A 16,778-nucleotide genomic window follows, 5' to 3' on the forward strand; every position below is an offset into this window, starting at 1 on the left:
GGCCTACTCGGTACGGGCCTGGAGGATATTCAGGCCCTTGAGCAGCGTCAAGGCTTCATGCAAAGCGTAGTCCTGGCTCGCGAGCGACTCACCCTCTTCCAGCTTTTCATCCTCGATCACTTCAGGCTGGGCTTCTTCCTGACTGCCGTTGGAGAGGTGATGGTTCAGATCGGCCTCCTTCAGCGGGACAAATTCGTCGTCCACCTTGGTAAAGGTCAGCGCATCGAGCGTAATGTCAGGTTCGATGCCCTCGGCCTGAATCGAACGACCCGAGGGGGTGTAGTAACGAGCGGTCGTCAGCTTCACCGCAGTACTGTTGCTCATCGGGAAGATGGTCTGCACCGATCCCTTGCCGAAGGAAGGCGTGCCCATGATCACCGCGCGCTTGTGGTCCTGCAGGGCGCCGGCCACGATCTCCGAAGCCGAAGCGGAGCCGCTGTTGATCAGCACCACAATCGGTGCCCGCTTGACCACATCTTCCGGAGTGGCATTGAAGCTCAGCTTGGAGTCGGAGGCACGCCCATCGGTATAGACGACCAATCCCTTCTCCAGAAAGGCGTCAGCCACGCCTACGGCAGCGCCCAGCACGCCTCCGGGATTATTGCGCAGATCGAGCACCAGCCCGCGCAGGCTGCCGCCGTTGGCTTTCTTCAGCTCGGAAACGGCCCGCTCTACGTGCTCGGTGGTATGGTTCTGGAAATTGGTTATGCGCAGATAGCCGTAGCCATCCTCCAGCGTGCGGCTCTTGACGCTCTTCACCTTGATGATGTCACGGGTGATGGTCAATTTGAGCGGCTTGTCTACACCGTCACGAACGATGGTCAGGGTAATGTCGGTACCCGGCTTCCCGCGCATGATCTTTACCGCTTCACTAAGGTCCATTTCCTTGACCGGGGCTTCATCAAGGCGGATCACCAGGTCACCAGCCTTGACGCCGGCTTGCTGGGCGGGAGTGTCATCGATGGGCGAGACCACCTTCACAAAGCCGTCTTCCATGCCCACTTCGATACCCAGGCCGCCGAACTCGCCGCTCGTCCCGACCTGGAGTTCGTGGAACTCTTCCTCATTCATGTACGCGGAGTGGGGATCGAGGCCGCTCAACATGCCGCGAATGGCGTATTCGAGCAACTGTTCGTCGGTGACTTCCTCGACGTAGTCGCCCTTGATTTTGCCGAAGATCTCGCTGAAGGTGCGCAACTCTTCGAGCGGAAGCGTTTTCGACTCCGGCCGATCGGCAAGGACGCTACTGCCCATCCCGAATGAAAAGCCGAGCACCAGTCCCATTGCCAGGATCAGGATGAAACGTGAAGAAGACTTCATGAACCACTCCGGTTAAATGTTTTTCCGCGATTTTCGCGCCGTCCCTGAGGCTTTCGGATTCGCACCCATAGGGAATAGTACTGCAATATAAGATGCTTTCCAGCCTCCCGAGTTCCACCGGGTACGATGGCGCTTTTCAAACTGCGGGACGCGACGGCTTAGCGTCCGCACCAGCTTACCGGATCTTTGGGCCTGCCGTCGTGACGGATCTCGAAATAGAGTGCTGTCCGTTCCTGGCCACCCGTGGAACCCAGCGCAGCGATTATCTCGCCGGCCTCGACCCAGTCCCCTGCTTCCTTATATAGACTCTCATTATGGCCGTAAAGCGTCATATAACCATCATCATGGTCGACAATGACCAGCAAGCCATAGCCCCGCAGCCATTCTGCAAACGCCACTCGCCCACGGGCCACCGACTGCACCGGTTGCCCCTCGTTGCCATCGATTAGCACCCCCTGCCAACGTGAACCGGTCTGCCCACGGGGACTCCCGAACCCCGCCAGAATCCGCCCCTCGCTGGGCCATTTCAGCTGGCCACGGAGTTTACCGAACGGCTGGAAGTCGCCGGCTTCGGGCGGAATATCGGCCAGCGCCTTTGCCAGGGCCCTCAGCAGTCGCTCGAGCTCCTCACGATCGGCACGCATCTGTTCAAGACGTTCGTCCTTGTCACGGATATCCCGCGCAAGCGCGGCGATGATGGTCTGACGTTCTCCGCGGGAGGCCTCCAGTTGCTCGCGCTGCTGCTGCTGCTGGGTCCGTAACCGATCCAGACGGCGGCTCTCATCAGCAATTTCGACTCGAACCGCCTCGAGCCGTTCCAGTGTCGTGAGCAAGGCCTGGATGCGCTCGCTGCGGGCACGGTTGAGGTAGTCGTAATACGTCAGCATCCGCCCGATGGCCGCCGGATCTTCCTGATTGAGCAGGATTTTCAGGTATTCCTGGCGACCGGTGGTGAATGCGGACCGAACCTGCTCTGCCAGCCGATCGCGCTGAGTGTTCACGGTGGCATTGAGTTCCGTACGCTCGGCCTCGAGCTCCTGCAGCTTGAGCAGCTGCCCTTCGAGGCGCTCGTCGAGGCTTCGCAGCCGGAGTTTGACTCCGCCGATAGCCTCTTCAACCTCGCGTAACTGACGGCGCTGCCCGGTATAGCGATCACGGGTAGTGTCCAGATCCTGGCGTAGTTCGGTGATGCGCGCCTGGATTCGCTTGAGCTCTGCCTCCTTGTCCTCACGCTCGCCGGCGCCGGCCGCGCCGGCCAGGAGCAGGGCAACGGCGAACACCAAGCCCGGTAATTTCATTCTTCCTGCCCCATCGTCTGGTGAGCCTGACTATACCCATGGAAGGGCACGGAGAGCCCGGGAGCAATCAGTACCATCGTGCCTAGGAAGCCTTCCCCTGCTCCTCGGCGGGTGACTCGATCAATGAGCGGCCGGTCATCTCCGTGGGCAGGGAGAGGCCCAGCATTTCCAACATGGTGGGGGCAACATCCGCAAGAATGCCCTTTGAGAGCTTGAGCGTGCGGGGGCCGCAGTAGATCAACGGTACGACATTGCCGGTATGAGCCGTATGGGGCTGTCCGGTACCCGTTCCCACCATCTGTTCGGCATTTCCGTGGTCGGCGGTAATCAGCATTTCCCCGCCTATATTCTCCACCGCGGCGGCCAGCCTGCCCAGGCAGCCATCCAGAAATTCGATCGCCTTTACCGTCGCCTCGAAGTTGCCGGTGTGCCCCACCATGTCGGGATTGGCGTAATTGCAGATGATCACGTCGTAGCGGCTACCCTCGACCGCCTCAATCAGCTTGTCGGTGAGTTCGCCGGCATTCATCTCCGGCTGCTGATCGTAGGTGGAGACCTGCGGAGAGGGAACCAGCAGGCGGTCCTCGAATTCGAACGGCTCTTCACGCCCACCGTTGAAGAAAAAGGTGACGTGCGCATATTTTTCAGTTTCGGCGATGCGCAGCTGATGCAGGCCGAAATTGGCAATATACTCGCCGAGCACGTTGCGCATCCGCTCCGGGGGAAAGGCAACCGGAATATCGAAGTCGGCGTTGTACTCGGTAAGGCTGACAAAGCAGCCGAGCTTCGCATGACGTTTGCGCTCGAAGCAGTCGAAATCCGCTTCGATAAAGGGACGGGTGATCTGGCGGACCCGATCGGAGCGGTAGTTCATGAACACCACCACGTCCCCATCATCGATGGTAACGGGTCCTTCGCCTTCAGGTGCAATGATGGTGGGCTTGACGAACTCATCGGTTTCGCCGCGGTCATAGGCCATCGCCAACGCCTCATCGGCGCTGGCCGCCCGATAATCGGCCCCGCTGCCGGTCATGGCGTCGTACGCGGCCTGGATGCGCGGCCAGCGGTTGTCGCGATCCATGGCGTAATAGCGGCCGATGACAGATGCGAACCGGCCGACCCCGAGCGCCTCGAACACCCCTTCCATCTTGGCGACGGATTCCGCTGCGCTCTTGGGCGGCGTATCCCGACCATCCAGAAAGGCATGCATATAGACCCGCTTCGCCCCACGCTGTACCGCGAGTTCGGTCATGGCGTGGATGTGTTTTTCATGGCTGTGCACGCCGCCCGGTGAGAGCAGACCCATGATATGGATGGCCTTGTCGCCCTGAACCGCCACATCCACGGCCTCGGTAAGGGTGGCATTGGAGTAGAACGAGCCGGTCTTGATGGCGCGACTGACACGGGTGAACTCCTGGTACACCACCCGGCCCGCCCCGAGATTGAGGTGACCGACTTCGGAGTTGCCCATCTGTCCGCTCGGCAAGCCCACTTCCGCCCCGGAAGGACGCAGGTAGGCATGGGGGCAATCGCTCCAGAGCCGGTCCCAGACCGGTGTCCGGGCGGAATAGATGGCATTGTGATCCGTGTCTTCTGAATAACCCCAACCATCCAGGACGACCAGGAGGAGAGGCCGGTGACGCTCTTGCGCGGACATAGATTTTTGTTGGATTAGACCGTGAGGTAGTTGTTTTTTACACGCCCGAACCATGGAACCCGGGAACGGGACCCGCATCGAAATCGATATATTCGAATACGGTTCTTTGCAAAGGTATTAATATTGTATATTGTTTGGGAGGATTTTGGCACTTATGCCCAAGGCGAGGGAAACAGAATTGTCCATGTCAGAGGAAATGAACCTAATCACGCGTAACGAGGATATCGATCGCGCCTCCCGTTCACTCAAAGCCATGTCGCACCCGCTGCGCCTGAAAATCCTCTGCACGCTCGGTGATCAGGAAATCAGCGTCCAGGACATCGTCGCACATGTGGGGACTTCACAGAGCAATATCTCCCAGCATCTGGCCATCCTCCGGGACAAGGGCATCCTGTCGTCTCGCAAGGATGCCAATCGCGTATTCTATAAAGTAGCGGATTCCCGCACGCTGCGACTGATCGAGATGATGCGCGACGTCTTCTGCACGATGGAGTAGGAGAACGATTGAATTTTCCTGTCCGGGACGTCATATTCGGGCGGTGTTGAGTTTTTGTGCATCAATTTAGGGGTAAACATGAACGTAGAACGCGTCGTCCGGATCTTCGCCGGCTTCTTCATCCTGCTGAGCCTTGGACTCGGGATCGAAGCCAGCCCGATTTTCCACAATGTAAACTGGCTCTGGGTTACCGGCTTTGTGGGTATCAACCTGTTCCAGAGCGGCTTCACTGCAATCTGCCCGCTGGCCACGATTCTCCAGAAAGCCGGCGTTCCCGTGTCGGGCAGCTGCTCTTAGCCCGAATCTCTTTGGTGGGATCGAGCCGCAGCGGAATCCGGTAACGACTCTCGAATTCCGCTGCGGCTCTCCATCCCGGAAAACCCCTCGCTCGCTTGGGTCGCCGGGATCGCACTGCACGATCATCACACCCCCGCCTTCAAATGTGGGTTATAATCCGCTCCCTTTAATACAGTGACCTAATCCTATTTCCATGTCGCAACTGGGTGAATTTGTCGTAAACCACTGGGACCTGTTCCTGGCCCTCGCCATTATCCTGGCCATGCTCATCGCTCCGCCGTTGAGCCGTCGTCTTCGAGGCTTCCATGATGTGGATCCCCAGGAGGCGGTCGGTTTGATGAACCGGCAAGACGCGGTCCTGGTCGATGTGCGTGAAGATAAGGAATACCGGGAGGGGCACGTGGCGGGATCGATGCACGTCCCGCTCTCGGGGCTCAACAAGAATCTGGACCGCTTGAAGAGCGTACAGAACAAGCCGGTGATCGTAGGCTGCCGCAGTGGCCACCGTTCGAGCAAGGCCGCCGGCATGCTGCGCAAGCACGGGTTCGAGCAGGTTTATAATCTGAAGGGTGGCATGCTGGCCTGGGAAAACGCCGGGCTGCCACTCAGTACGGAAAAAACAAAGAAGAAGCGCAAAGCCGATAGAAAATAATCCAGCGTAAAGGGGGCGTTCCATGCCAACCATCGAGATGTACACCACCGCCAGCTGTCCGTTCTGTGTCCGGGCCAAGCGGCTATTGAAAAAAAAGGGCGCGGGCTACACCGATTTCGCCGTCGATCAAAAGCCGGAGCTGCGTCCCGAAATGGAAAAACGCGCTTCGGGCCAGACTTCCGTGCCGCAGATCTTCATCGACGACTATCATGTCGGAGGATATGACGACCTCGTCGATCTGGACATGGAAGGCAAACTGGACGAAATGCTTGGACTGAAGTAGGGCACCGCAATGTCCGATGGACTTCACGTTGTCTGTCCCCACTGTGACAGCATCAACCGCGTCCCCCCGTCCAGGCTGAACGCCGGCGGCAAGTGTGGCCGCTGCAAGCAGCCGCTGTTTGCAGGTCGGCCCCTCGCCCTTTCCGGTGCCGGATTCGACCAGCACGTATCCCGCAGTGACCTGCCGGTTCTGGTGGATTTCTGGGCGCCCTGGTGCGGCCCCTGCAAGATGATGGCCCCGGTGTTTGAGCAGGCCGCAGCGGAACTGGAGCCAGAGGTCCGTGTGGCAAAGGTCAACACCGAGCAGGAACAGGCCCTGGCGATGCGTTTCGGCATCCGCAGTATCCCGACGATTGCCCTGTTCAAGGGGGGGCGCGAAGTGGCGCGAATTGCCGGGGCCATGGATCTGCGCAATCTCCTGGCCTGGGTACGCAAGCAGCTCTAGGAGTCTGTCCGAGAACATCGTTTTTTGTAGGTTGGGGTGAGTTATGCGAACCCCAACGCTGATTTTGTTGGGTCTTCCTTCCTCAGCGCCAACCTACATATTAGAGCCCATTGCTATTCTCGGACAGGCTCCTAAAAATTAGATATTTCCGTCTCCGGGCCAGGCTTGGCCGATGGAGTATCACCCTTTCCGATGCGGTGGCTCTGCCGCGCATCGCCTACCATTGTCAGGAGCTATCATGGCCGAGAATGAACAACCGAAACAGCAGTTTGCCGTCCAGCGCATCTACGTCAAGGACCTCTCTTTCGAGACGCCCAATACACCCGAAATCTTTACAAAAAAATGGGAACCGCAGGTCAACGTGGACCTGAACACGCAGGCTCGGGATATCAGCGAAGGCGTCTATGAAGTGCTGATCAATATCACCGTTACCACCAAGATCGAAGATCAGACCGCCTACCTGGCCGAGGTGCAGCAAGCGGGCATCTTCACGGTTACCGGATTCCCCGAAGATCAGCTGGGGCCGATGCTGCACAGCTTTTGCCCGAGCATCCTGTTTCCGTACGCCCGTGAGGTCGTGTCCAGCCTGGCCAACAAGGGCAGCTTCCCGCAACTGCTACTGGCACCGGTAAATTTCGACGCCCTGTATGCCGAGCAGATAAAGAAGCAGCAGGACACCGATGGCGAAGGCACCGCGAGCCACTAGTCGAAATCAGCCATTGAGTGAGAATCGCCAATCGATAGCCGTTCTCGGCGCCGGCTCCTGGGGTACCGCGCTGGCGATTCGGCTGGCGCGCAACGGTCATCCGACACGCCTGTGGGGCCGTGACCCCCGGCAGGTACAGGAAATGGCCGTGGAGCGGCGAAACCGACGCTACCTGCCGGACACGGAGTTCCCCGTACAGCTGATCCCGGAAACGGATTTGAATCGCGCTCTGGAGGGCGTGGCGGCAGTACTGGTGGCCGTACCGAGTCATGGCTATCGGGAGCTTCTGGAAAGCCTGGCTTTCCGAATCCCGGCCCGGCTGCCGGTGTTCTGGGCCAGCAAGGGCCTGGAATCGGGGAGCCGCAAGTTCCTTCACCGGGTGACGGAGGAGGTGCTGGGCAGTGAGCGCCCGACCGGAGTGGTTTCCGGACCGACCTTTGCAGGAGAAGTGGCCCGGGGTCTGCCAACCGCGGTAACCGTCGCCGGTTGCTCGCTCGAGGCCGCGCAGCTATTGGCGAGTTATCTTCACTCCCGTACCTTCCGCACCTACACCAGTACCGATGTGGTGGGCGTCGAACTGGGCGGCGCCAGCAAGAACGTCCTCGCCATCGCCGCCGGGGTAGCCGACGGTCTCGGCTACGGTGCCAATACCCGGGCCGCACTGATTACCCGTGGACTGGCCGAAATGATACGCCTGGGAGCCGCCGTCGGAGGCTCCCAGGAGACCTTCATGGGACTCGCCGGCATGGGGGATCTAGTGCTCACCTGTACCGACAACCAGTCCCGCAATCGACGGCTGGGACTCGCCCTGGGGCAGGGTCTGGTGCTGGAATCAGCCCTGGCAGAGATCAGCCAGGCCGTGGAGGGCGTCAAGTCCGCCCCCGAGGTGCTCCATCTGGCAAGAGACCATGCCGTGGAGATGCCGATTACGGAACAGGTATGCCGTTTGGTAGAAGGCGATACCACCCCCCAGCAGGCGGTCGAGGCTTTGTTGTCGCGGGAGCCAAAGACCGAAAGGGAGTAGGGTGCATTCTTCAAATGCACCGGCCGCCGGAGGAAGAATGCGCCCCACCCGGACGCTGAAGTGGCGCATTTGGAGTCGGCCCACCTGTTTTCCCCCGCGACCCCCCGTGTACCCCGTGGTTATCCATTCATCACAGGGGGAGGCCGGCTTTCAGCCAGCGCCCGGGAATCCCAGCTGACGCCATGCCTCGTAAGCAATAACAGCGACCGCATTCGACAGATTCAGACTGCGATTTCCCGGCCGCATCGGGATACGCAAACGGTGCTCATCCGGAAGCCGATCCAGAAAGGGCTGGGGCAGGCCGCGGGTTTCGGGCCCGAACACCAGGGCGTCCCCGTGCCGATACTGCACCTCGCTGTAGGGCTGCCCGCCCCGGGTCGAGCAGGCCAATATCCGCCCCGGCTTGATCGATGTCCGAAAGGCTTCGAAATCGCTCCAGGTCCGAACCTTCGCAAACTCGTGGTAATCCAGGCCGGCCCGCCGCAGACGCGCATCATCCAGCTCGAACCCGAGCGGCTCGATCAGGTGCAGTCCCATCCCGGTATTGGCACAGAGCCGAATGACATTACCGGTATTGGGCGGGATTTCAGGTTGGTAAAGGACAATGTGGATCACCGGTGCTCCTCAGCCACTTTTAGCGACACACGATAACCGTTTTTCGAACTTGTATCCCGCATCTCCTATCTTGTATCTTGCTCAAGCCTTCCGACTACCCGACCCGGTTAACGCCATGACGACCAAAGACGACGAGAAGCTCTCCATGGAGTTCTGCGGCATGCGTTTCGATACGCCGCTTGTTCTACTCTCGGGGTGCGTCGGCTTCGGCGAGGAATATACCCGGGTGGAGGGTTTTTCCAACCGGGATGTGGGTGCAGTCTGCCTCAAGGGGACCACGCTGGAGGCGCGTCTGGGCAATGCACCTCACCGGATTTACGAGACCCCGGACGGCATGCTCAATGCCATCGGCCTGCAGAATCCGGGTGCCCGCTACGTGGTCGATACCATTCTGCCCACCCTGGACTTTGAGGAGACCCGCTTCATTGCCAATATCGCCGGGTCTACGGTCGAGGAGTACGCGGAGGTGGCCCGCATCTTTGACGATTCACCGGTGGATGCCATCGAGATCAACATCTCCTGCCCCAACGTAAAGGCAGGCGGTGTAGCCTTCGGCAACGACCCGGAGATGTCCGCCCGGGTGGTGGAGGCGGTGCGCCGCGCGACAACGAAGCCGCTCATCACCAAGCTCTCACCCAATCAGACCGACATCGCCGCCAGCGCCAGCCGCTGTATCGATGCGGGCACCGACGGCTTTGCCGTCATCAACACCCTGATGGGCATGGCCATCGATATCGAGCAGCGTGCACCGATTCTCGGCAACCGGCAAGGCGGCCTCTCCGGCCCCGCCATCAAGCCGGTAGCTCTGTTGAAAACCCATCAGGTCTATCAGGTCTGCCGTCCCCATGGGATTCCCATCATCGGCCAGGGGGGGATCTCCAACGCCGAGGATGCCCTGGAATTCCTGATCGCAGGGGCCAGCGCAGTGGGGATCGGCACGGCGCTCTTTTACGACCCGCTCATCTGTCCCAGGATCAACGCCGGGATCAGTGAGTACCTGGAGCGACACGGGATCCCCGAAGTCGGCCAGCTGGTCGGCACGCTGGCTACCGATTCCGTCGCACCGGCCTGCGGCAACTAACACTTGTAGCTCGGGCTTTAGCCTGTCAAAACCGATGACGGCCTGAAGGCCGAGCCGATCTACAGGAGACAGCGCTCTGGTCGCCCGCGTGTAGGTCGGACTTTGACCTGATAAAAGGATACTCCGTGGGCAAAGCCTGTAATTTCCCCGGGGATTCTGTACTCTTAAGCGCTTGGCCGCACCAGAGGTTGGCATGATCCCCAAAAAAAAGCTGCGTATCGGTGACCTGCTGGTTGAGCACAAGATCATTTCCGAAAACCAGCTGCAAACCGCGCTCTCCGAGCAGAGAAAGTCCGGTCGCAAACTGGGCCGAATGCTGCTCGAGCTGGGCTTTATCGATGAGGACCAGTTGCTGGAGTTTCTCTCCCGGCAACTTCAGGTCCCCTTCGTCGACCTGCGCCATTACCGCTACAAGGCCGATGCAGTCCGACTGGTGCCGGAAACCCTTGCCCGCCGCTACCGGGCAATTGTCCTGGATAACAGCCAGGATCCGGTTCTGGTGGGCATGGCGGATCCGACCGACATCTTCGCCTTTGACGAGTTGACCAAGGTTCTAAAACGCCCCATCCGCCAGGCGGTAGTGCGAGAAACGGACCTGTTGCGCACCATCGATTCGGTCTATCGCCGTACCGAGGAGATCTCGTCACTGGCCGAGGAGCTCTCGGAAGAGCTCTCCGAAACCGACTTCGACCTGGAACGGCTTGGTCAGGCCGCCGACCTCTCCGATGCCCCGGTGGTCAAGCTGCTGCAATCCATCTTTGCGGATGCAGTGCAGGTCGGCGCCTCCGATATCCATATCGAACCCGATGAGTCGGTGTTACGGATCCGGCAGCGTATCGATGGCGTGCTCCAGGAACAGGTGATGAAGGAGAAGCGCATCTCCGCTGCGCTGGTGAGCCGCCTGAAGCTCATGGGTGGGTTGAATATTTCCGAGCGGCGCCTCCCCCAGGATGGCCGCTTCAATATCCGGGTGAAGGACCGCAACATCGATGTGCGCCTCTCCACCATGCCGATCCAGCACGGCGAATCGGTGGTCATGCGTCTGCTCGACCAGAGCGGGGGCCTGCTGGACCTGGAGGCGGTGGGCATGCCTGCCGATGTCCTGCGACACTTTCGGCGCAACGTCCGCAAGCCCCACGGCATGGTGCTGGTGACCGGCCCCACCGGTTCCGGCAAGACCACCACCCTTTACGGGGCGCTGAACGAGCTCAACCAGCCGGAAAAGAAGATCATCACCATCGAAGACCCGGTCGAGTACCGCCTGGCCCGAATCAATCAGGTACAGGTCCACACCAAGATTGGACTGACCTTCGCCGGCGTGCTGCGAAACGCCCTGCGCCAGGATCCGGATGTGGTTCTTGTGGGCGAAATCCGCGACCAGGAGACGGCCGAGATCGCCCTGCGGGCCTCCATTACCGGCCACCTGGTGCTCTCTACGCTGCACACCAACGATGCGGTCTCCACCGCCATTCGCCTCATCGACATGGGCATTCCCGGCTATATGGTGGCCACCGCCCTCGAGGCGGTGATTGCCCAGCGCCTGGTGCGCCGCATCTGCGACAGCTGTATCACCGACTATCAACCCAACGCACAACAAAAGGCATGGCTGGAAAACCTGCTGGGCGATGAGCTGAAGGAGGTGACCTTCAAGGCTGGTGCGGGCTGTCCCCATTGTCATAATACCGGCTATCGCGGCCGCATCGGTGTTTTCGAACTGCTGGAGATCGACGAGGTGCTGACCGACTGCCTGCGCCGTAGTGACTCGGGTGATTTCGCACGGGCGGCCCACATGAAGCCCGATTTCCAGCCGCTCGCCTTTCAGGCGCTGGAGTATGCCCGCATGGGCATTACCACACTGGAGGAGGTGGTGCGCGTATCCACCGATATCGACACCATCGACCTCGAAGAGGACCTGTCCGGATCGGAAATCGACGATGCAGACGTATCGGCAGAGGCAGGTAACTGATGCCGCTGTTCGAATACACAGCCCGGGATGGTCGCGGTGGCGCAGTAACCGGCCGCATCGAGTCCAGTTCCGCCGATGCGGTGGCCAGCCAGCTGCTGAACTCCGGGATTACCCCGGTCCACATTAGCGAGGCCGTTCCCCGACGCGACTATCTGGCCGAGCTGAGACGCCACCTCGGCTCCGGCCGACCGAATCAGGATGACCTGCTGCTATTCTGCCGGCAGATGTATACCCTCACCAAGTCCGGCGTACCCATCGTGCGGGGACTTACCGGACTGGCCGAATCCACCCGTAATGCCGTTCTTGCCGAATCCCTGCAGCAGATACGGACGGAGCTGGAGGCCGGTCGCGACCTGTCGGGCGCCATGGCACAGCACCCGAAAATCTTCAGTCCGCTGATGGTCAGCATGGTCCGGGTCGGCGAGAGCACCGGGCAGCTGGACGAGGCCTTCGAACGACTGTCGCGGTACCTGGAGCAGGACCGGGATACCCGTTCCCGCATCAAGACGGCATTGCGCTATCCGACCATTGTGCTGGTGTTCATCGCCGCAGCTATCGGGGTGGTAAACGTAATCGTGATACCGGCGTTCGCCAAGGTATTCGCCGGAATGGGCTCCGACCTCCCCTGGCAAACGAAACTGCTGATGGCGCTCTCCGATTTCTCGGTCGCCTTTTGGCCGCATATCCTAATGGCGATCATCCTCACCGTATTGGCAGTGCGTTCCTATGTGCATACCCCCGCCGGCCGCTACCGATGGGACCATATGAAACTGGGACTGCCGATTGTCGGCAGTATCATATCGCGTGCCATTCTGGCGCGTTTCGCCCGCACTTTCGCGATGACCACCCGCTCTGGTGTTCCGCTCATACAGGCGCTCGGTGTCGTCGCCCGGGCGGTCAACAACGAATACGTCTCCGAACGGGTGATCAACATGCGAAGCGGCGTCGAACGCGGCGACACACTTACCCGAACCGCAGCGGCGACCGGCCTCTTCACTCCCCTGATCCTGCAGATGCTCTCGGTGGGCGAGGAAACCGGACGGGTGGAAGACATGATGGACGAGGTCGCAGGGTTCTATGAACGCGAGGTCGAACACGAGTTGAAGAGCCTCACTTCCGCCATCGAGCCGATCCTGATCGTGGCGGTGGGGATCCTCGTGCTCATCCTCGCCCTTGGTGTATTCCTGCCCATGTGGGATTTGACACAGCTTGCCGGGTAAGCGATTGCACATCTTGGCCAGGCTCCAACGCAGCGCGACGGTTCCGGAATGGGCGGCGGTGACGATACTGATAGCGATCTTTATCACCCTCGTCATCGACCGGGTCTGGGCGTTGCGGATCGTCGCCGAGCAGACGGGAGTGGAACACACCATAGGCACTCTCAAAAGTGCACTCGGTCTTGAGGTGGTCGCACGGGTCATCCAGGACAAAGGACTGAGCGAACTGGCGGAGCTGGATGGTTCCAATCCAATCGCCCTGCTCGAGCAGCCCCCCGGAAATTACCTCGGGGAACTGGACGCACCCGATCCGGCGGGCGTAAAAGGCAACCGCTGGTATTTCGACCGGAGCCGGAAACTACTCATCTACCGGGTCGCCTACTCCGATTACCTTAAGAGCCCGCTCTCCGGACCGGCTCGCATCCGCTTCATGGTTCGCGTCGATTATCGCCGCGACAACAGCGGCGACCGTTCACTGAGCCCGCAAGCGGGCCGCATCCGCGGGATCGACCTCGTTCCGGTGGAAAGGTATCAATGGGTCGAGGAGTGAGAGAAATCGGATACATGGAAAAGATGGCCGAGCTTCTCTTTATGATCCTGCCGGCCCTGCTGGCCGCCGCCGGGCTGACGGGCCTCGGCCTGGGGGCGGCGCTGTTGATGTTTCCCGATCAAATCGGGAAATGGGGAAAGCGCCTGGAGACACCCTTCACCAGTGAACGATTCATCTACCGGCACAACCGGTTTTTCGGTCTCTTCCTGTTGGCCGGCGGAGCGTTTGCCCTGCTGAAAATCGGTGCGTCGATCGCTGCAGGTTACCGCGCCCACTTGGCAGGAGGGCCGGTTTTCGAAAGCCTGATGGACGCCAGCCTGATTTTCCTGCTTCTGGGTAACCTGGGGGCAATGATGATCGGCGCCATCGTGTGGATCCGGCCTAGCCACCTGAAGGGATGGGAAATCCACGTCAACCACTGGGTATCCACCCGCCGAAGCCCCCCGGACCAGGCACCACTGGCGAGCCGTATCGACCGCCATGTGCTCGTCTTCCCCCGCACGGCAGGAGCCTTCTTCATTCTCGCCGGCCTCTACCTTCTAGCTAGCGCCACAATGATGAATTTCGCCTGAAAGACTTTTTATGCGCAACTACACACATTATGGTAATGTGGAGTCGTTGACTAACATAGCGACCTATGTCTTAGGGGCTGCGGCCCCCTGCTAAAACGGAGAAAACAATGAAAACACAGGCGGGTTTTACCCTCATCGAACTGGTAATGGTAATCGTGATTCTCGGGATTCTGGCGGCAACGGCGATTCCAAAATATGTCGATCTTCAGTCGGAGGCCGGCGCAGCTGCCGCAGAAGGTGTTCTGGGGTCGGCACGATCGGCGGCCTCCATCAATTATGCCACCAATCTGACGAAAGGGACCTCATCCTACATTACGACCGATCAAACACTGCAAAACGCAATGGATGCGTTTCCGACTGAATGCGACGACGGCACCGGTACTGACAAGGATATAACCTGCAGTTTCGGCGGCAAAGATTATCTGATGGTGATAACCCAAGAAGAAAATGCTACCCAACCGGCACTGATTACCGCTTCAGGTTCGAACTGGCCATAGGCGTTTAAAGGAAAGGAGGGGATTGGAACACCCCTCCTTCCTGATAGAACCGACAAAATCGATGTTAAGTATCACTTTTAAGCGCCTATCCAGCCATTAGCGTTTTCCTCTCATTCGTATCCCTTCTCGCGGCGAGCGCCTTTACGGGCGAATCGGTTGTTTTCTATACCGTTGCTTTGACCTGCCTTGTAGGGTGGCTCGCCCTCTCCATCGGGCGACGCCACGGCAGCGGACTGCCACTGCCCCGAACACCGCTGTTCATTGCCTCGGCCGCACTAATTGGTTGGTATTCAGCGACGCTTCTTTGGGCTCCGTCTGCCTACACATCGACACTCACCTTCTGGTGGGTGGCGGCAATGCCGCTAACATTTTTCGCCTTCCTGTGGGACCCGGATTCGGGTAGGGCATGGCCCCGAATGCAAGGGCTTTTTATCACGCTGGGGCTTGTTGGGACACTGATGGCGTTTTACCAAGCTACCCAGGGAGAGGCGCCCAGCGCTCTCTACCTCAACAAAAACAACCATGCCGCCTTCCTCAACCTGCTACTCCTGCCACTGGTCGCCCGCTTTGTGGCTGGAAGCACCGACGGCTCGCGTTTTCGAGCCGCTAGTGGCGGGGTCATTGTCCTGTTTCTGACGGTGGTGTTTCTCATCGGCAGCCGGGGGGCATTTCTGGGTTTCATCGGGGGAGTGCTATTTTTGCTTTGGGGCCTCGGCATCGCCCGCTGGCGGCGGCACTGGCTACTGTTTTCGGCACTGGTGGCCATCGCCTTGCTCCTCGCCAACATCGGCTTCGAGCCGACCTCCTCCACCGGTGCCCGCGTCGCGACGCTGGCCCAGCCGGGAGAGGCGGGGGCATCCCGGTTCCTCATCTGGGAAACCTCGGTGGAGATGCTGCGGGAGCATCCTCTGTGGGGCATCGGGCTGGGGACGTTCTGGATGATGTATCCGGCCTTTCGGCACCCCGACGATGCCAGCGGCGGTTTTTTCGTCCACAACGACTATCTACAGATCTGGCTCGAAGCGGGCCTACCCGGGCTTCTGCTAATCCTTTTAATAGGCTGGTCGCTATTTCGCAGCGTGAGCGCATTTCGCCAACGCGCCGGCGGGAATGAGGTCGAGGTATACGGCCTCACCGCCGGGCTCGCTGCAGTAGGCGTCCATAGCGTATTCACATTCAATCTCTATATACTTTCAATTCTGATTCTCTGCGGGCTGTATTTGGGGCGCCTTCACCACCACTGCTATTCGACGCCGACGAATTGGCGATTGAACCTGCAACGGATTCGGCGCAAAGCCTTCGTACCCTTGCTGATCGCGGGACTGATTCCACCATTCGGCTATTTCCTTTCCGTAACGCTGTCCCAGTACTACCTCGAAAGGGCCGATAAGGTAACTACCGAAAACCTTGGCACGGCCGATCGCCTGCTCGGCCAGGCCCAGGGGTTGACACCCGCACTCGAGGCGATCCGGTCGGCTCGTGGCGAACTATGGCGATCGACCCTGGGGGATCTCGAGGGTGAACGCGCCGCCGAGGCCTTCAAGCAGTCGGTTGCCGCCTATCTCGAGGGGCACCGCCTGAACGGCTATGTCCCACGCCCGCTGGTGGGCTTGGGACGACTCTATTCGGAGTACCCGCAATGGGCGGACGAAGGCAACGCAGCCGAGATTGCGGAGGCCTATTTCACCGAAGCTATACGGCTTGACCCCCGCAGCCTTTCCGCCCGGCGGAACCTGGCGTTTCATCAGTTACGCCAAGGCGACACCGAAGCGGCATTGGCGGCCTTGGAAGGTGGACTGAAGTACCGTTACCCCCCGACGCTTAACCTTGCCGGGTACTACAGCTTTGCCTCACAGCTGTACGAAGAAATCGGTAAAGATGAACAAAGCATCCATTGGCACACCAAGGCTGAAGCGATCACAGAGAAAATCGAGCGAAAACGGACACGAACAGCCCCTTCGGCGAGTATGCACGGGTAGAGTAGAGGACAGGCTCTCGCGCCCTCCCTCATCAATCCGTGCATGCGGTTCTCCCGCACACGGCTTTCCGATGCGCACCTCACACGGGGTCAGTTCTTGACCTTGGACTGAGTAATCTGTAACC

18 protein-coding genes are annotated in these 16,778 nt (G+C 59.8%); 14 read left to right on the forward strand and 4 right to left on the reverse strand.

Translation table 11 applies throughout. The features are described from left to right. Positions 1 to 3 precede the first annotated feature (3 nt). From BLP65_RS13710 to gpmI, 3 genes are all read right to left on the reverse strand, one after another. Entirely contained in the window at positions 4 to 1,320 is a 1,317-nt protein-coding gene (locus BLP65_RS13710) for a S41 family peptidase (protein WP_092998353.1), read from the reverse strand. A gap of 158 nt (positions 1,321 to 1,478) precedes the next feature. Next, positions 1,479 to 2,618, reverse strand: a complete 1,140-nt coding sequence (locus BLP65_RS13715; RefSeq protein ID WP_092998355.1) for a murein hydrolase activator EnvC family protein — start codon at positions 2,616 to 2,618, stop codon at positions 1,479 to 1,481. 82 nt (positions 2,619 to 2,700) lie between these two features. After that, positions 2,701 to 4,275: a 2,3-bisphosphoglycerate-independent phosphoglycerate mutase gene (gene gpmI / locus BLP65_RS13720; RefSeq protein ID WP_092998357.1), complete on the reverse strand. Its 1,575-nt coding sequence runs from the start codon at positions 4,273 to 4,275 to the stop codon at positions 2,701 to 2,703. Between the two features lie 196 nt (positions 4,276 to 4,471). On the opposite strand from gpmI, the gene BLP65_RS13725 reads away from it, so the two are divergent. The 7 genes from BLP65_RS13725 to BLP65_RS13755 all read left to right on the forward strand — a co-directional run bounded on the left by BLP65_RS13725 (position 4,472) and on the right by BLP65_RS13755 (position 8,177). After that, positions 4,472 to 4,771, forward strand: a complete 300-nt coding sequence (locus BLP65_RS13725; RefSeq protein WP_217632004.1) for an ArsR/SmtB family transcription factor — start codon at positions 4,472 to 4,474, stop codon at positions 4,769 to 4,771. A 78-nt stretch (positions 4,772 to 4,849) separates the two neighbouring features. After that, positions 4,850 to 5,068 (forward strand): YgaP family membrane protein, encoded by a 219-nt coding sequence (locus tag BLP65_RS13730; protein ID WP_092998361.1) that lies wholly within the window; start codon positions 4,850 to 4,852, stop codon positions 5,066 to 5,068. 193 nt (positions 5,069 to 5,261) lie between these two features. Continuing rightward, on the forward strand, positions 5,262 to 5,720 hold the full coding sequence (locus tag BLP65_RS13735) for a rhodanese-like domain-containing protein (protein ID WP_092998363.1): 459 nt from the start codon (positions 5,262 to 5,264) through the stop codon (positions 5,718 to 5,720). A 22-nt stretch (positions 5,721 to 5,742) separates the two neighbouring features. Next, positions 5,743 to 6,003 (forward strand): glutaredoxin 3, encoded by a 261-nt coding sequence (gene grxC / locus BLP65_RS13740; protein WP_092998365.1) that lies wholly within the window; start codon positions 5,743 to 5,745, stop codon positions 6,001 to 6,003. A gap of 9 nt (positions 6,004 to 6,012) precedes the next feature. Beyond that, entirely contained in the window at positions 6,013 to 6,447 is a 435-nt protein-coding gene (trxC, locus tag BLP65_RS13745) for a thioredoxin TrxC (RefSeq protein WP_092998367.1), read from the forward strand. 238 nt (positions 6,448 to 6,685) lie between these two features. Further along, positions 6,686 to 7,153, forward strand: coding sequence for a protein-export chaperone SecB (secB, locus tag BLP65_RS13750; protein WP_092998369.1), 468 nt, complete (start codon positions 6,686 to 6,688; stop codon positions 7,151 to 7,153). After that, entirely contained in the window at positions 7,128 to 8,177 is a 1,050-nt protein-coding gene (locus tag BLP65_RS13755; protein WP_092998371.1) for an NAD(P)H-dependent glycerol-3-phosphate dehydrogenase, read from the forward strand. Before secB ends, BLP65_RS13755 begins: the two co-directional genes overlap by 26 nt. 150 nt (positions 8,178 to 8,327) lie before the next feature. On the opposite strand, the gene trmL is transcribed toward BLP65_RS13755, so the two are convergent. Then, entirely contained in the window at positions 8,328 to 8,792 is a 465-nt protein-coding gene (gene trmL / locus BLP65_RS13760) for a tRNA (uridine(34)/cytosine(34)/5-carboxymethylaminomethyluridine(34)-2'-O)-methyltransferase TrmL (RefSeq protein ID WP_092998373.1), read from the reverse strand. A 115-nt stretch (positions 8,793 to 8,907) separates the two neighbouring features. Between trmL and BLP65_RS13765 the strand changes: the two genes are divergently transcribed. From BLP65_RS13765 to BLP65_RS13795, 7 genes are all read left to right on the forward strand, one after another. Continuing rightward, the gene (locus tag BLP65_RS13765; RefSeq protein ID WP_092998375.1) at positions 8,908 to 9,873 is read left to right on the forward strand and encodes a dihydroorotate dehydrogenase; all 966 of its coding nucleotides are present in this window, start codon (positions 8,908 to 8,910) and stop codon (positions 9,871 to 9,873) included. A 193-nt stretch (positions 9,874 to 10,066) separates the two neighbouring features. Beyond that, entirely contained in the window at positions 10,067 to 11,839 is a 1,773-nt protein-coding gene (locus BLP65_RS13770) for a GspE/PulE family protein (protein WP_092998377.1), read from the forward strand. Beyond that, positions 11,839 to 13,059 (forward strand): type II secretion system F family protein, encoded by a 1,221-nt coding sequence (locus BLP65_RS13775; protein WP_092998379.1) that lies wholly within the window; start codon positions 11,839 to 11,841, stop codon positions 13,057 to 13,059. Before BLP65_RS13770 ends, BLP65_RS13775 begins: the two co-directional genes overlap by 1 nt. A 58-nt stretch (positions 13,060 to 13,117) precedes the next feature. Beyond that, on the forward strand, positions 13,118 to 13,606 hold the full coding sequence (locus BLP65_RS13780) for a hypothetical protein (RefSeq protein WP_139181514.1): 489 nt from the start codon (positions 13,118 to 13,120) through the stop codon (positions 13,604 to 13,606). A gap of 14 nt (positions 13,607 to 13,620) precedes the next feature. Next, positions 13,621 to 14,178 (forward strand): hypothetical protein, encoded by a 558-nt coding sequence (locus tag BLP65_RS13785; protein ID WP_092998383.1) that lies wholly within the window; start codon positions 13,621 to 13,623, stop codon positions 14,176 to 14,178. A gap of 107 nt (positions 14,179 to 14,285) precedes the next feature. Continuing rightward, positions 14,286 to 14,675, forward strand: coding sequence for a type II secretion system protein (locus BLP65_RS17310; protein ID WP_092998385.1), 390 nt, complete (start codon positions 14,286 to 14,288; stop codon positions 14,673 to 14,675). A gap of 458 nt (positions 14,676 to 15,133) precedes the next feature. Further along, positions 15,134 to 16,654, forward strand: coding sequence for an O-antigen ligase family protein (locus tag BLP65_RS13795; protein ID WP_175452587.1), 1,521 nt, complete (start codon positions 15,134 to 15,136; stop codon positions 16,652 to 16,654). Positions 16,655 to 16,778 lie beyond the last annotated feature (124 nt).

Source organism: Thiohalomonas denitrificans (genome assembly GCF_900102855.1).
Classification (GTDB): Bacteria; Pseudomonadota; Gammaproteobacteria; order Thiohalomonadales; family Thiohalomonadaceae; genus Thiohalomonas; species Thiohalomonas denitrificans.

Bases quoted from the DNA above. Each gene is read 5' to 3' on its own strand.
- BLP65_RS13710 (WP_092998353.1), bottom strand. From the start codon at position 1,320: ATGAAGTCTTCTTCACGTTTCATCCTGATCCTGGCAATGGGACTGGTG.
- BLP65_RS13715 (WP_092998355.1), bottom strand. From the start codon at position 2,618: ATGAAATTACCGGGCTTGGTGTTCGCCGTTGCCCTGCTCCTGGCCGGC.
- gpmI (WP_092998357.1), bottom strand. From the start codon at position 4,275: ATGTCCGCGCAAGAGCGTCACCGGCCTCTCCTCCTGGTCGTCCTGGAT.
- BLP65_RS13725 (WP_217632004.1), top strand. From the start codon at position 4,472: ATGAACCTAATCACGCGTAACGAGGATATCGATCGCGCCTCCCGTTCA.
- BLP65_RS13730 (WP_092998361.1), top strand. From the start codon at position 4,850: ATGAACGTAGAACGCGTCGTCCGGATCTTCGCCGGCTTCTTCATCCTG.
- BLP65_RS13735 (WP_092998363.1), top strand. From the start codon at position 5,262: ATGTCGCAACTGGGTGAATTTGTCGTAAACCACTGGGACCTGTTCCTG.
- grxC (WP_092998365.1), top strand. From the start codon at position 5,743: ATGCCAACCATCGAGATGTACACCACCGCCAGCTGTCCGTTCTGTGTC.
- trxC (WP_092998367.1), top strand. From the start codon at position 6,013: ATGTCCGATGGACTTCACGTTGTCTGTCCCCACTGTGACAGCATCAAC.
- secB (WP_092998369.1), top strand. From the start codon at position 6,686: ATGGCCGAGAATGAACAACCGAAACAGCAGTTTGCCGTCCAGCGCATC.
- BLP65_RS13755 (WP_092998371.1), top strand. From the start codon at position 7,128: ATGGCGAAGGCACCGCGAGCCACTAGTCGAAATCAGCCATTGAGTGAG.
- BLP65_RS13765 (WP_092998375.1), top strand. From the start codon at position 8,908: ATGACGACCAAAGACGACGAGAAGCTCTCCATGGAGTTCTGCGGCATG.
- BLP65_RS13770 (WP_092998377.1), top strand. From the start codon at position 10,067: ATGATCCCCAAAAAAAAGCTGCGTATCGGTGACCTGCTGGTTGAGCAC.
- BLP65_RS13775 (WP_092998379.1), top strand. From the start codon at position 11,839: ATGCCGCTGTTCGAATACACAGCCCGGGATGGTCGCGGTGGCGCAGTA.
- BLP65_RS13785 (WP_092998383.1), top strand. From the start codon at position 13,621: ATGGAAAAGATGGCCGAGCTTCTCTTTATGATCCTGCCGGCCCTGCTG.
- BLP65_RS17310 (WP_092998385.1), top strand. From the start codon at position 14,286: ATGAAAACACAGGCGGGTTTTACCCTCATCGAACTGGTAATGGTAATC.
- BLP65_RS13795 (WP_175452587.1), top strand. From the start codon at position 15,134: ATGGCGTTTTACCAAGCTACCCAGGGAGAGGCGCCCAGCGCTCTCTAC.